We start from the raw sequence: 13,521 nt of genomic DNA, 5'->3' as shown, positions 1-13,521 counted from the left end.
ACGCGACGTTACGGGGTTTTGTTGCGGGCCGAAGTTCCTTTGCGTGTGTGACAGAAATCACGGAACCCCGTCTCACGCTCCGACCGCCGACGGTTCTAGGCTTCTCCGTTTCGCGCAGACACGTACCCGCAGGTCGGCGGCCCGACGGCGGCCCGGGGACCCGGACCGCCGTCCTGCCTCACGCCGTGTGCGTGGTCGTGACGCCCGGTGCCGGGTGCGCCCGCGCGGGGAGCGTGACGCGCATCGTCGCCCCCCGCTCGGAGTCGACCACCTGGACGTGGCCGCCGTGCAGCTCGACCGCCCACCGGACGATGGCCAGGCCGATCCCGGTCCCGCCGCTCGAACCGACGGTGCCGCCGGCCGTGCTGCCCACCGTGCTACCCGCGGTGTCGGTGAAGGTCTCGCTCGAGGGCCCGTTCCGCCCCCGGCCGTCGGCGCTCGACCCGGTGCCCCGGACGAACCGCTGGAAGATCCGCTCTCGGTCGGCGGCGGCGATCCCCGGCCCCTCGTCACTGACCTCGACCACGACGTCGGCCCCCTCGCTGCCGTCCACGGGGTAGGCATCCAGCCGGACCACACCGCCCTGCGGCGAGTGCCGGATCGCGTTCTGCAGCAGGTTGATGACCACCTGGTGCAGACGTTCGGCGTCGCCCTCGATGACCAGGTCCTCCGGCGTGACGTCGACGACGTAGTGCAGGTCCTTCGCGGCGTCGACCATCGAGAGGTCCTCGGCGCAGTCCTCCAGGAAGTCGCCCACGGCGATCTTGCCGACGTTCAGGGCCGAGGCGCCCGCCTCGATGCGGGACAGGTCCAGCAGGTAGGTGACGAGCCGGGTCAGCCGCTCCGTCTGCGCGTGTGCCTGCTCCAGCGCGGCCGGCGTGGGCGGCACGACGCCGTCGACCATGTTCTCCAGCTGGGCCTGCAGCGCGGCGACCGGCGTGCGCAGCTCGTGCGACACGTTCGCGATCAGGTCGCGGCGGGTCTGCTCCACGGAGGCCAGGTCCTCGGCCATCCGGTTGAACGCATGCGCGAGCTGCCCCACCTCGTCGCTGCTCGTCGCGCGCACCCGGCGGGTGTAGTCGCCGTCCGCCATGGCCTCGACGGCCTCGGTGATCTCCCGCAGCGGCGACGTCATGCCGCGGGCCAGGACCTGCGTGACCAGCAGCGACAGGATGATCGCCAGGGGGAAGGTGCGGCTCGGCCCCAGGGACGCCTGCAGACCGAGCCACGTGATCAGCACCGCCGCGGTGACCGTCACCGCCACGAGCACGCCGAGCTTGATCTTGAGCGAGCGCAGCGGGTCGAGCGGCCGCACGTCGGGGACGCGGGGCACGTGCGGTCTCATCCGGATCACCGGTTACTGGTTGGCGGGCGGCTCGAACGCGTACCCGACACCGTGCACCGTGCGGATCAGGTCCGGCCCGAGCTTGCGGCGCAGCGCCTTGATGTGGGAGTCCACGGTGCGGGTGCCGCTGGCGTCCGCCCAGTCCCACACCTCGGCGAGCAGGCGCTCGCGGGTGAGCACGGTCTTGGGAGAGCCGGCGAGCATGACGAGCAGCTCGAACTCCGTGGGAGTCAGGTGAACCTCGTCGCCCCCGCGGTAGACGCGGCGCTGGGCACGATCCACCGTCACGTCGCCCATCGTCATGGGCGGGTCCGCCGGTGTGGTGGCGGCGGCCTGCGCGGCGCGGTCCACCCGGCGCAGCAGCGCCTTGATGCGGGCCACCAGCTCGCGCATGGAGAACGGCTTGGTCATGTAGTCGTCCGCGCCGACGCCCAGGCCGACCAGCATGTCGGTCTCGTCGTCGCGCGCGGTGAGCATGAGGATCGGGGTGGGGTGCTCGGCCTGGATGCGCCGCGTGACCTCGAGCCCGTCGATGCCGGGCAGCATCACGTCGAGGAGGACGACGTCGGGGCGGAGGCGCGAGGCGGCGTCGACGCCGGACAGCCCGTCGCGGGCCACCTCGACGCGCCAGCCTTCCGCCGACAACCGCTGGGCGATCGCCGTGGCGATCGTCGGCTCGTCCTCCACCACGAGCACCGTCGCGCTCTGCTGACCTGTCGAGGCCGCGGACGATGCCGTGCCGGGCTGCTGCGGGGCCCCAGACGGCTGGGGAATACCAGATGACATAGGTCAATCATGCCCGTACCTGCCTGATAAGACACTGATGGCACCCTGAGAGTCGCACCGGGAGCGCCTCGATGCCCCGCTCCGCCCGGTCCATGAGCCCTGCTCCTGCAGCCGTCGGCACGGTGTTCCGGCTACGATCGGGTGCACGATGACCGAGCGATATCCCGACCGAAGACCCTGGAAGAATCCGGACCCCCCGAACGCCCTCCGGAGCGCGAGATGACCGGCGACTGGATCATGGTCGCCGTCGGTGTCCTCCTCACAGCAGGTACTGCTGTATTCGTGGCCGGGGAGTTCTCCCTCGTCACCATCGACCCCGCCGTGATCGGCGACTCCGACGACTCGGAGGGAGACAGACCGGGCCGGGCCGGGTCTGATTCCTCGCCGTCCGCCGCGTCCGGCTCCCGGACCGCGTACGCCGCTCGGCCGTCTCTGGGCCAGGGCCTGCGGGACCGCAGCGTGCGCACCGCACTGCGGCACCTCTCGACGGAGCTGAGCTCCGCCCAGGTCGGCATCACGCTGACGACGATCCTGCTCGGCTACACGGCCCAGCCGGCGCTGAACTCCCTGCTCTCGGCCGCGTTCGGCGTGGCGTCCGTCCCGACCGCTGTCTCCGCGGGGCTCGCCGGCTTCCTGGCCGTCGTGCTGGTGAACGTGTTCTCCATGGTGTGCGGCGAGCTGATCCCCAAGAACTTTGCGCTTTCGGCGCCCCTGGCCACGGCCCGCCTCGTCGTGCCGATGCAGCGGGTGTTCACCATCGCGTTCAAGCCGGTGATCGCCGTGCTCAACGGCTCGGCCAACGCGCTGCTGCGCCGTATGGGCGTGGAACCCCGCGAGGAGCTGTCGGGGGCGCGTTCCGCGACCGAGCTGGCCTCGCTGGTCCGCCGCTCCGTCGAGGAGGGCACGCTCGAGGAGTCGGTGGCGACGCTGCTGACCAACTCGATCGAGCTGGACACGCTCAGCGCGCGCGACGTCATGACCGACCGGCTGCGCATGTCCGTCGTGGACCGGGACGCGACGGCTGCCGACGTCGTCGCGCTCGCCCGGCGCACCGGCCACTCGCGGTTCCCCGTGATCGGGGAGGACCGGGACGACGTCGTCGGCCTGGTGCACCTGCGGCGCGCCGTGGGCGTGCCGCACGACCGCCGCGGCGAGGTGCCGGCCGCCGCCCTGATGGTGGACGCGCCGCGCGTCCCCGAGACGGTGCGCCTCGGCCCGCTGCTCGTGGAGCTGCGCGGGTTCGGGCTGCAGATGGCGGTGGTCGTCGACGAGTACGGCGGCACGTCCGGCGTCGTGACGCTGGAGGACGTCGTCGAGGAGCTCGTGGGTGACGTCGCGGACGAGCACGACCCCCGGCGCGCGGGCGCTGCCCGTGCCGCGGACGGGTCCTGGATCGTGCCGGGCATGCTGCGCCCGGACGAGCTCGACGAGTACACCGGGATCGAGGTCCCGGAGGGCGCCGCGTACGAGACGCTCGGTGGCCTCGTGATGGCCGAGCTGGGCCGCCTGCCCGCCGTCGGCGACGAGGTCACCGTGGGCCGCACGGGCGGCCGCGTGTCGCTGCGCGTGGAGGCCATGGACGGGCGGCGCGTCGAACGGATCCGGGTGCGGGTCCGCCCCGACGCGTCGGAGCAGGTCCCCAGGGAGAAGGGCGCGAGCCGATGAGCACGACCACCGCACTCGTCATCGGCCTCGTGCTGCTCGCCGGCAACGCGTTCTTCGTCGGCGCGGAGTTCGCGGTCATCTCGGCGCGCCGCAGCGCCATCGAGCCGCTCGCCGAGGCGGGGGACCGGCGCGCCGTCACCGTCCTGTGGGCGATGGAGCACGTGTCGCTCATGCTGGCGTGCGCGCAGCTCGGTGTGACCGTCTGCTCCACCGGCCTGGGCATCGTGGCGGAGCCCGCACTGGCGCACCTCCTGGAGGGGCCGCTGCACAGCCTGGGCGTGAGCGAGGACCTCACGCACCCGATCGCGCTCGTCGTCGCGCTGTCGCTCGTCGTGTACCTGCATGTGGTGCTCGGCGAGATGGTGCCGAAGAACCTCGCGGTGTCCGGCCCGGACCGGGCGGTCATGTGGTTCGGGCCGCCGCTGGTGTTCCTCGGCCGGGTGCTGCGTCCCGTCATCGTGGGCCTGAACTGGATCGCGAACCACGCGGTGCGGCTCGCGGGCGTCGAGCCCAAGGACGAGGTCGCCTCGGCGTTCACCGCCGAGGAGGTGCAGTCCATCGTGGAGCGGTCCCAGGCCGAGGGCGTGCTGCGCGACGAGCAGGGTCTCCTGACCGGCGCCATCGAGTTCTCCAACCGCACGGCCGGCGACGTCATGGTGCCGGTCGACGGCCTGGTGGCCGTCGACGAGAACAGCACGCCCGACGACGTCGAGCGGCTCGTGTCGAAGCACGGCTTCAGCCGGTTCCCCGTGGTGACCCGGCGGCCGGACGGTGACGAGCTCGTGGGGTACCTGCACCTCAAGGACGTGCTCTACGCGACGGGCCCGGCCCGGTTCGAGCCGGTGGCGGCCTGGCGCGTGCGCGCGCTGGCGGCCGTGGCCCCGGGCGACGAGGTCGAGGACGCCTTGCGCGTCATGCAGCGGTCCGGCTCGCACCTGGCGCGGGTCGAGGGCGCCGACGGCGACGTGCTCGGGGTGGTGTTCCTCGAGGACATCCTGGAGGAGCTCGTCGGCGAGGTGCGCGACGCGATGCAGCGCCGTTGATCGGGCATGAACGGGTAGTGATCAGGCCATGCGCAGGTCGTGCGATCCACAGGCCGGGCTTGGCAGGCGCGCCGAGCCCGGTTAGTGTCTCGTCCGACCACACCGCGAGGGGCCGCGGACACTCGACGACGGAGGACCAGTGGAGTCCACTGCTGTGACGAGCCTGCAGCCCGCGCCCATGACGCGCCGCGCCCGGCGTGAGGCGGAGCAGGCTCAGGCGCAGGTCATGCGTACCCAGGGCATACGTTCCCCAGGAGCGCGGGCCCGGGCGACCCGGGCCCAGGCGACACACCCGCCGGCCACGCGGAGCAACACCTCGTTCGACCAGCTCGTCACCGGATCCATCCCCCGGCCCGCGAGGGCGACGTCCTCCGTGCCCGCCGGCCAGCGCTTCATCTCCCGGGCGACCGTGATCGGCACGCTGGCCGCGGCGACCATCGCCGCGCCGTTCGCCCAGGGCGCCGCCGAGTCCGGCGAGTCTCCGTTCGACGTCGAGGCGCCGCGCACCGGGCCGAACGTGCTCGACCTCGTGACGCAGCCCGTGGAGCGGCCGGAGACCTCCGGGGCGGTGGTGCGCGCCGAGGCCATCACGCGGCCGGAGTCGGCTGCCAGCCGATCCCTTGACCGCAGCCCTCTGCCCGAATGCGACGTGAATGCTCCCGTCGAGGGGACCAACGGCGCGCTCGCGGACCACTCGCTGTGCGAGCTGTGGCAGGCGGGGGAGTACCTGCGGCCCGACGCCGCGATGTCGCTCAGCGCCCTCAACGAGGCGTTCCGTGCGTCGTTCGGGCGGGAGATGTGTCTGGTTGCGAGCTACCGCTCACTGGGCGCGCAGTACGACATCAAGGCCGCGCGCGGCTACTTCGCCGCCTCGCCGGGTACGTCCATGCACGGCTGGGGCCTCGCGATCGACCTCTGCTCCAAGGAGACCGGCGACAGCGAGGTCTACTCGTGGCTCTGGGCAAACGCGCCGTCGTACGGCTGGCAGAACCCCGCGTGGGCCCAGCTGGGCGGCGGCGGTGCGTACGAGCCGTGGCACTGGGAGTTCGTGTCGGGGGTCATCGAGAAGGGCGAGTGGTACGGCTAGTCAGAGGCGCAGGTGCGTGTTCGGCCCGAAGTCCTGGCGGAACACGGGGCCCTCGTTCGCGAGCTCGGCGGCGAACGCCGGCGCCCAGGCGCTGTAGGGCTCCATGGCGAGCGACTCGTTCGAGAACCGGCGGTCGTCGGTGATCTCGGTGACGCAGAAGTCCGGGATCTGCAGGCCTGTGACCGGGCCGGAGCGCTCGCACTCGGCGATCACGAGCGGGTGGTTGGCGCCGCCGAAGACGTCGATCGACCAGCCGTCCGCCCCGAGCCACACGGCATACCGGATCTTCACGATGGGCGCCCCGCCGCGCCGGACCAGCTCGACGCCGACGCTCGGGTCCAGCTGCCGCTCCGCCTCGTAGCGGGTACCGCCGACTGCGGGACCCTTCACCGTGACGGCCGCGAAGTCGATGTCGCCGGTGTGCGCCCGGAGGATCTCCGCGGGATCGGTCTCACCCGTCAGGTCGGCGTCGACGTCCCCGGCCTGGACCCGGACGCGGAGGGCGTAGCCGTCGTCGGCCAGGAAGTACGACTGCACGATCAGGGCCGGCGCGTCCCGGAGCTCGGCCGGGAGGTCGCGCACGAAGAATCGGCGCTCGAACTCGAAGTCGGCGTAGCCGCGGTCGGGATCGGGCTGGCCGGGTTCGTCGAAGCGATCGTCGCTCATGGGGTCCCCAGGTGCCTGTCGTCGGCTGATCTGGGTAGTTTACCCAGGTCGTGCAGAGCGTGTGCGGCGCGGGCTGCGGGCGGCTGTGCGCGCCTGCTCAGGCCCGCGCGACGGCGGGATCCGGCTGGGTGAAGCGCTCGAAAGCGGCCTCGAGGTCGGCCATCGTGCAGTTGATGCTGCCCGGCTTCAGCACCACCGGCGTGCCGACCAGGCGGGTGTTCGCCGCGGCGACCGCGCGCCGCAGCACGGTCCGCTGACGGCCCACCACCGCCTTCGGGTCGGCGACGTCCACCGCGAGCACCCGCCGGAAGGCCACCCGGGTCTCCCGGACGCAGGTGACCTCGGACCAGAGCACCTGCTCGACGCCGAGGTTGGGCAGCCAGTCGGTGAGGCCGTCGCCGTCGAGCGTGAGCACGGGCCACGTCGGGAGCAGCAGGCGGCGCACCACGAGGAGCCCGAGGCCGGTGAAGACCAGCACCCCGGTCGCGCTGACGGACACGGCGGCGAGCGCGGCCCGTGAACCGCTGGTCTGCGCTATGTCGAAGCCGAGCCGCGCGGCGATCGCGCAGACCACCACCAGCGCGAGGGCGGCGAGGGCGAGCGTGAGGACGTGGGCACGGGACGGGTAGAAGTCCACGGACTCGTCGGGCATACCGGGACACTAGCGCTCCTCAGAGTGTGCTGGTAGCCCAGGCGCGAGGAGGATGTTTCGATACGCTACAGTCGTGTATCGTTACTCGGGTGGGCAAGGAACAGAACCGTGCACCGGGCAGGCCTCGGAACGTGGAGGCCGACAACGCCGTGCTGACAGCTGCGCTGGACCTGATCGCCGAGTCGGGCGTGGACGGCGTCAGCATCGAGCAGGTGGCGAAGCGCGCGGGAGTGGCCCGCACGACCGTCTACCGGCGGTACGCGACGCGCGACGAGCTGGTGATCGCGGCACTCGTGGCGAACGAGAAGGCGGTCCTGGCCTCGTTCCAGGTCCCGGACGAGCCCGGCCCCGGCGACCTGGTCGCCACCTGGTCGGTCGCGCTGAGCGCGCCCCGGGCGCGCCGGCTGCTGCGCCGCATGATGTCGGTACCGCGGGACCACCCGGACCTCTGGGCGGCCTTTCGCAAGGCGAGCGTCGACTCGCGGGAGCAGGGCATCCACGACCTGCTCGTCCGTGCACAGGAGCACGGCCAGCTGGCCGCGGACGCCGACCTCGAGATGGTCCACGCCCTGCTCACGGGGGCCGTGGTGGTCCACCTCACGAACTATCCCGATGACGCGCCGGCCGAGGAGATCGCGTCCTTCTTCTGGCGCGTCCTCCGCACCATCGGATTCGACGTCGAGAACGACAAGAGCGTCGAGAAGGGAAACCAGTGAGCACAGTCATCGAGGTCGCGGGACTGACCAAGTCCTTCGGCCCCACGCAAGCCCTCGCGGGCCTCGAGCTCATGGTTCAGCAGGGCGACGTACACGGCTTCCTCGGGCCGAACGGCGCGGGCAAGTCGACGACCATCAAGATCCTGCTCGGTCTCATGCGGGCGAACGCGGGCCGGGTGCGGCTGCTCGACGGCGACCCGTGGGACGACGCCGTCACACTGCACCGCAGGATCGCCTACGTGCCCGGCGACGTCGACCTGTGGCCGAACCTGACCGGCGGCGAGGCGGTGGACATGATCGGCCGCCTGCGCGGCGGCCTGGACGTGCGGCGCCGGGACGAGCTGGTCGAACGGTTCGAGCTCGACCCCCGCAAGAAGTGCCGTACGTACTCGACGGGCAACCGGCAGAAGGTCGCGCTGATCGCCGCGCTCTCCACCGGCGCGGAGCTCCTGGTGCTCGACGAGCCGACGTCCGGCCTCGACCCCCTCATGGAGCTGGTGTTCCAGCAGGTGGTGCAGGAGGCCGTCGGCGACGGCGCCACCGTGCTGCTGTCGAGCCACATCCTCGCGGAGGTGGAGAAGCTGGCCGACCGGGTCACGATCATCCGGCAGGGCAGGACCGTGCAGTCCGGTTCGCTCGGCGAGCTGCGCCACCTGACCCGCTCCACCGTCGACGCCCGCACCAGGACGCCGTCCACCGGCTGGGGCGAGGTTCCGGGCGTGGCCGACGTGGTCGTCGACGGCGAGCACGTCCTGTTCACGGTCGACGGCGACCGGACCGACGCGGCCATGCAGCATCTGGCGAAGTTCGGGACGACCGCGCTCACCGTCCAGCCGCCGAGCCTCGAGGAGCTCATGCTGCGCCACTACCAGGGAGCCGGCGATGAATGACGGACCGCTCACCGGCACCGGCATGCTGCTGCGTCTCGCGCTGCGCCGGGACCGGTTCAAGCTGCCGCTGTGGACGATCCTGATCGCGGTGTTCGTGCCGTACTTCTACGGAGTGCTGGGCACGACCATGGGGGAGAACCCGCAGCAGACCGTCGACGAGATGGCCTCCGCCCAGGCCATGCTCGACGTGTTCTCCGGGCCGATGTACGGCCTGGACGCCGTCACACAGGAGCGCTATTTCCTGCTCTACACGCAGGAGTTCCTGCTGGTGGCGGCGCTGATGAACATCCTGCTGGTCGTGCGGCACACCCGCGGGGAGGAGCAGACCGGCCGGGCCGGCCTGATCCGCGCGGGTGCCGTCGGGCGGCACGCCCCGCTGACGGCCGCGCTCCTCACCGCGCTCGTCACGAACGCCGTGCTCGGCGTGCTGCTGACGCTCGGCGCGGTGTCGATCAACTTCAGCCTGGTCAGCGCGCTGCTCTTCGCGACGGGCATCAGCCTGACCGGGCTCGTGCTCGCGGCGGTCACCGCACTGCTGGCACAGCTCGCCGAGCACGGGCGCATGGTGGCGGGCCTGGCCGGCGTCGTGCTCGCGGCTGCTTCGATAGTGCGCGGCGCCGGCGCGGCCGGAGGCGGCGACGCGCTGCTCTGGCTGTCGCCCCTGTCATGGGCGCCGCTGACGCGCACCCTCGTCGACGAACGCTGGTGGCCGCTCGCGATCCCCGTCCTGGTCGGCGGCGCGCTCACGGCCGCCGCATACTCGTTGTCGGTGCGGCGCGACGTCGGCGCCGGACTCGTCCCGCCCCGGCTGGGGCGTGCCCGGGCCGCGGCATGGCTCAGCTCCCCGCTCGCGCTCGCCTGGCGGCTGCAGCGGACCGCCATCGGCTGGTGGGCGCTCGCCCTGGGGCTGCTCGGCCTCGTCTGGGGCAGCCTGGCGGTCGCCATCCAGCCCGGCATGGCCGAAGACCTGGTCGGCGGCGACGTCGTCGACGGGTATGTGAGCCTCATCGGCATCATGGAGCTCTTCATCGTGGGGGTGATGGGCCTGCAGCTCATGAGCCGCCTGCACACCGAGGAGACCCACCGGCGTCACCTGCCCGCGCTCGCCGGGACGGCGAGCCGGGCGGCCTGGCTGGGCTCCTGGCTCGCCGTGACCTGCGGCGGGATCGTGTTCGTCGCGGGGCTGGCGGCCGTCGGCACCGCGGTCGGCGCCGCGGGTTCCGTGGGCGACCCAGCGCTCGCCGGCACGGCCTTCGGCGCGATGATCGCGCGTGTCCCCGAGCTCCTCCTGCTCGTCGGCGTCGCGGCCCTGCTGTACGGGCTGGCGCCGCGGTGGCAGGGACTCGCCTGGGCGCTGCTGGCCTTCGGGATGGTCACGCGGTTCTTCGGCGAGGCGCTCGCCTGGCCCGACGCCGTCATGACGCTCTCCCTGTTCCAGCACATCCCGCGGATGCCGGTCGAGCCGTTCGACGCCGTGCCGGTCCTGGTGCTGACGGTGCTGGCGGCGGGCGTTGCGACGGCTGGGGTGGTGGCGTTCCGGAGTCGGGACGTGTGAGGCGAGCGTCCGTCGCGGTCTCTTACGACGAGGGCGTGACCTGGCGCAAGACGGCAGTCAGCAGCGCGACCGCGGCGATCCCCGCCGTGGCCCAGAAGAGGAACTGAGGGCCGGCCTCGTCGTAGGCGTGTCCTCCGGTGAACGCACCGAGAGCGATGCTGGCGTTGAAGGCGCTGACCCACAGGGCGGAGGCCGCTTCCCGCTGAGCGGGTGCGGCGTGGGCGAACGACGCCTGGGTGCTGACCGACACGCCCCCGTACAGAAAGCCCCAGACCGCCATGGCGACGGCGGCGGCAGCTGCCGCGGTCGCGAGGGAGGGCATGAGAGCAAGCGTGGCCGCTATCCCCAGCGAGAGAGCGCCGACCACGGTCATGGGGGAGCGTGCCGCCGTCAGGCCGGCGACGAAGTTGCCGAGCACGCCAAGGACGCCGTAGAGCAGGAGCATCGACGCGATCCGGGACGCGTCGAGACCTGCGAACGACTCGAGGGCGGGACGCACGTAGGTGTAGGCCGCGAAGTGGGCCGTCACCAGGAGCGCCGTGATCGCCAGCCCGCCCAGGACGGCTGGGCGGCGGACAGTCGCCCAGAGTGCGTGCAGCGGAAGGGGCGCCTCGGCCGGCATGCGAGGGAGGACGACGGTCATCGCCAGTGCCACCCCGACCGCGGCCACGGCGAGCGCCCAGAAGGCGGCAGGCCATCCCGCGACCGCTCCGACATAGGTACCGACCGGGACGCCGATCACCGAGGCCACGGCGATCCCGCTGAAGATGATGGCCGTCGCCGTGGGGACAGCTCGGGCCGTGGCGAGGCGTGGTGCCAGGCTCGCCGCCAGTGCCCACACACCACCCATGCTCACGCCGAGCAGTACGCGGGCCCCCGACATGACGGCGAAGCTCGTTGCGACGGCGGTGAGGGCATTGGCCGCCGCCACGAGCGACATCAGGACGACGAGTGCGGTGCGCCGGTCGATCCTTCCGGTGAGGACCGGGACGAACGGAGCGGTGACCGCGGCCACCAGCCCGGTGATGGTCAGCGAGAGGCCGATGGTCCCTTCGCTCTCGGCCAGCGAGGCGCCGATAGGAGTGAGCAGCCCGACCGGCATCATCTCGGCGGCGACGACGATGAAGACGGCCAGCGCGATCAAGGTGACGGCGCCCCAGCGACTCGCGTCGTGCGTTCTTGGCGGTCGTGCCGAGGCAGGGCGGGGCAGGGCTGCGGACGTAGAGGAAGGCATGTGACCAGCGAAGTGCCCGGCGGACGAGTCATCAACGGTCGGCTCGGTATCGCACCATTAGCCAGATTCATCGATGGGATACGCTCGACCACGTCGTCCAGGGTCACGGTGCGGAGGTGCGGGTGTCGGAGCTCCCTGCGCGCGAGATCGAGTGCTTTCTCGTCCTCGCGGAGGAACTGCACTTCGGTCGGACGGGCGACCGCCTGTTCATCTCGCAGAGCCGGGTCAGCCAGCTGGTCAAGGCGCTGGAGCGGCGCATCGGCGCCAGGCTGGTCGAGCGCACGAGTCGCCGCGTGCGCCTCACGGAGTTCGGAGCCGAGCTTCTCGCTGAGCTGGCCCCCGCCCATCGGGCGCTCGTCGACGTCGTCGAGGAGGCGCAGGCGCGTGCCGGCACGATGCCGACGTCGATCCGGGTGGGATTTCAGGGTGCGGTCTACGACTCGATCGCGAGAGCGATCGCCCAGTTCCGTCTCCGGTTTCCCGCCGTGTCCGTCCAGCTCAAGGAACTTCCGCTGGGCGACCCGTTCAGGGATGTGCTGGCCCGGCGCATCGACGTCGCGGTGGTCCTTCTGCCGGTCGAGGAGCCCGAGCTGACGACAGGGCTGATCTTCTCCCGGCAGCCTCAGACGCTGGCGGTCTCGGCAGACCACCCGTTCGCTTCCCTCGACTCCATCTCGGCGGAGCGGCTGGCAGAGGTCACGCTCGTGCCCATCACGGGGCCTGCTCCGGAGTACTGGCGGCACGTGCACTCGTTGCAGGCGACGCCCGGCGGCTCCGTGATCAGTACGAGGGGTGGGGCGAGCACCGTCCAGGAGGGCCTCTCGCAGGTCGCGTCCAACCAGGCGGGGATGATCGTGTGTGCCGCGATGGCTGCGTACAACCAGCGGTCCGACATCCGGTTCGTGCCAGTCGACGGTCTACCTGACTCGACGCTGGGGCTGGTGTGGCGATCCGATCGTGAGAGCTCGCGGATCCGTCACTTCGCGGACGCCGTCGAAGCGGCCGTGGTCGCTACCACGTGAGGGTCCAGGTGAGTTGGGCGGTCGACCTGCGACCAAGGCGACGAAGAGTCAGTCCGGCAGCGCACCCGGCCCTGGCCGCGAGGTGACCTGGACCGAAGCCATATCGGCGTCGCAGTCTACGGACGGCAGGAGGCGTGGGAGGACTCGCTCGACGGCTGGCCACAGCCCTGGTACTCGGACGAGCGACCTGGGGAATTTCAGATCGACGGACGCCCCATCGCGCAGTGGGCTCGCATCGAAGCCGGCCACTCCGGCGACCTGACCCGACCATGACTGTTACCTCCGCCGCGCCCGCCGTCTCCACGAAACAGGCCGTGACCAGCGTTTGCGCTGGTCACGGCCTGTTTTTGTCTGTGCGCCTGAAGGGATTCGAACCCCCGACCTTCTGCTCCGGAGGCAGATGCTCTATCCACTGAGCTACAGGCGCGTGGCCGACATCCAGGAGCTAGCGCCCACCGTATCGGCCGAAACGAGACTACCAGGTGACGCGCCCGGGGCGTGCATCGATATGTGTGACGAGCATCGTGCCCGACGGCGACCGGCGTACCCGCGCACACCGGTCGCCTCCCCGGACTCCAGGACGATCTCGGCGACACCGACGAAGAAGTCAGGACCCATGTCGTGGTCCTTGACGATCACGACGAGCACCGAGGTGGCGCCGTCCACGGGCACCGAGGTCTGACCGGGCCGCTGCTTCTCGATCGGCGCGTCCGTCGGGGTGACGGCGAGATCGGCGTCGTCCTGACCGGTGCCCGTCGCCCAGTAGCCTTCGCCTTCCTCCTCCAGACCCTCTGGGACGGCCAGCTGCAAGAAGCCCACCTCGGCCTCGGCCCAGGACGCCGGGGGAGAGGACCTGATCG

Annotated in this window: 13 protein-coding genes and 1 tRNA gene; 7 read left to right on the top strand and 7 right to left on the bottom strand. The window is 71.6% G+C overall.

Annotated features, from left to right (window positions below; genetic code table 11):
• Positions 1-178: 178 nt before the first annotated feature.
• Positions 179-1,345: a sensor histidine kinase gene (locus tag EW117_RS08550; RefSeq protein WP_165362590.1), complete on the bottom strand. Its 1,167-nt coding sequence runs from the start codon at positions 1,343-1,345 to the stop codon at positions 179-181.
• 12 nt (positions 1,346-1,357) lie between these two features.
• Positions 1,358-2,041 carry a response regulator transcription factor gene (locus tag EW117_RS08545; RefSeq protein WP_129785895.1) on the bottom strand — a complete coding sequence of 228 codons (684 nt, stop codon included), beginning with the start codon at positions 2,039-2,041 and terminating at the stop codon, positions 1,358-1,360.
• 309 nt (positions 2,042-2,350) lie between these two features.
• Here EW117_RS08545 and EW117_RS08540 point away from each other — a divergent pair, with 309 nt between their 5' ends.
• From EW117_RS08540 to EW117_RS08530, 3 genes are all read left to right on the top strand, one after another.
• A complete protein-coding gene (locus EW117_RS08540) occupies positions 2,351-3,796 on the top strand; it encodes a hemolysin family protein (RefSeq protein WP_129785664.1) in 1,446 nt (481 codons plus the stop codon).
• The gene (locus tag EW117_RS08535; protein WP_129785662.1) at positions 3,793-4,839 is read left to right on the top strand and encodes a hemolysin family protein; all 1,047 of its coding nucleotides are present in this window, start codon (positions 3,793-3,795) and stop codon (positions 4,837-4,839) included. Before EW117_RS08540 ends, EW117_RS08535 begins: the two co-directional genes overlap by 4 nt.
• A 139-nt stretch (positions 4,840-4,978) precedes the next feature.
• Entirely contained in the window at positions 4,979-5,926 is a 948-nt protein-coding gene (locus tag EW117_RS08530; protein ID WP_242504165.1) for a M15 family metallopeptidase, read from the top strand.
• Here the strand turns inward: EW117_RS08530 and EW117_RS08525 are convergent, their stop codons facing one another.
• Both EW117_RS08525 and EW117_RS08520 read right to left on the bottom strand, forming a co-directional pair.
• A complete protein-coding gene (locus EW117_RS08525) occupies positions 5,927-6,592 on the bottom strand; it encodes a CYTH domain-containing protein (RefSeq protein ID WP_129785660.1) in 666 nt (221 codons plus the stop codon).
• Between the two features lie 97 nt (positions 6,593-6,689).
• On the bottom strand, positions 6,690-7,244 hold the full coding sequence (locus EW117_RS08520; protein WP_129785658.1) for an STM3941 family protein: 555 nt from the start codon (positions 7,242-7,244) through the stop codon (positions 6,690-6,692).
• 89 nt (positions 7,245-7,333) lie between these two features.
• Between EW117_RS08520 and EW117_RS08515 the strand changes: the two genes are divergently transcribed.
• The 3 genes from EW117_RS08515 to EW117_RS08505 are packed head-to-tail and all read left to right on the top strand — an operon-like array spanning position 7,334 to position 10,405.
• A complete protein-coding gene (locus tag EW117_RS08515; protein WP_165362588.1) occupies positions 7,334-7,960 on the top strand; it encodes a TetR/AcrR family transcriptional regulator in 627 nt (208 codons plus the stop codon).
• Positions 7,957-8,850, top strand: coding sequence for an ABC transporter ATP-binding protein (locus EW117_RS08510; protein WP_129785654.1), 894 nt, complete (start codon positions 7,957-7,959; stop codon positions 8,848-8,850). The genes EW117_RS08515 and EW117_RS08510 overlap by 4 nt, the downstream gene beginning before the upstream one ends.
• Complete coding sequence (locus EW117_RS08505) at positions 8,843-10,405, top strand: ABC transporter permease (RefSeq protein WP_129785652.1); 1,563 nt, start codon at positions 8,843-8,845, stop codon at positions 10,403-10,405. Before EW117_RS08510 ends, EW117_RS08505 begins: the two co-directional genes overlap by 8 nt.
• Positions 10,406-10,427: 22 nt before the next feature.
• Here the strand turns inward: EW117_RS08505 and EW117_RS08500 are convergent, their stop codons facing one another.
• Complete coding sequence (locus EW117_RS08500) at positions 10,428-11,639, bottom strand: MFS transporter (RefSeq protein WP_129785650.1); 1,212 nt, start codon at positions 11,637-11,639, stop codon at positions 10,428-10,430.
• A 122-nt stretch (positions 11,640-11,761) separates the two neighbouring features.
• On the opposite strand from EW117_RS08500, the gene EW117_RS08495 reads away from it, so the two are divergent.
• Positions 11,762-12,661, top strand: a complete 900-nt coding sequence (locus tag EW117_RS08495) for a LysR family transcriptional regulator (RefSeq protein ID WP_129785648.1) — start codon at positions 11,762-11,764, stop codon at positions 12,659-12,661.
• A gap of 354 nt (positions 12,662-13,015) precedes the next feature.
• Here the strand turns inward: EW117_RS08495 and EW117_RS08490 are convergent.
• Both EW117_RS08490 and EW117_RS08485 read right to left on the bottom strand, forming a co-directional pair.
• Positions 13,016-13,088 (bottom strand) — tRNA-Arg (locus EW117_RS08490).
• Positions 13,079-13,471, bottom strand: a complete 393-nt coding sequence (locus EW117_RS08485; RefSeq protein WP_129785646.1) for a hypothetical protein — start codon at positions 13,469-13,471, stop codon at positions 13,079-13,081. Before EW117_RS08485 ends, EW117_RS08490 begins: the two co-directional genes overlap by 10 nt.
• Between the last annotated feature and the right edge of the window lie 50 nt (positions 13,472-13,521).

Origin of the sequence: Promicromonospora panici, assembly GCF_900608595.1 — a bacterium.
Lineage (GTDB): Bacteria > Actinomycetota > Actinomycetes > Actinomycetales > Cellulomonadaceae > Promicromonospora > Promicromonospora panici.
The sequence above is the reverse complement of the archived record's forward strand: the minus strand, read 5'-3'. Positions and strand labels throughout refer to the sequence as shown.

Coding starts and splice junctions, on each gene's coding strand:
- EW117_RS08500 (WP_129785650.1), bottom strand. CDS start 11,639: ATGCCTTCCTCTACGTCCGCAGCCCTGCCCCGCCCTGCCTCGGCACGA.
- EW117_RS08525 (WP_129785660.1), bottom strand. CDS start 6,592: ATGAGCGACGATCGCTTCGACGAACCCGGCCAGCCCGATCCCGACCGC.
- EW117_RS08505 (WP_129785652.1), top strand. CDS start 8,843: ATGAATGACGGACCGCTCACCGGCACCGGCATGCTGCTGCGTCTCGCG.
- EW117_RS08535 (WP_129785662.1), top strand. CDS start 3,793: ATGAGCACGACCACCGCACTCGTCATCGGCCTCGTGCTGCTCGCCGGC.
- EW117_RS08540 (WP_129785664.1), top strand. CDS start 2,351: ATGACCGGCGACTGGATCATGGTCGCCGTCGGTGTCCTCCTCACAGCA.
- EW117_RS08550 (WP_165362590.1), bottom strand. CDS start 1,345: ATGAGACCGCACGTGCCCCGCGTCCCCGACGTGCGGCCGCTCGACCCG.
- EW117_RS08520 (WP_129785658.1), bottom strand. CDS start 7,244: ATGCCCGACGAGTCCGTGGACTTCTACCCGTCCCGTGCCCACGTCCTC.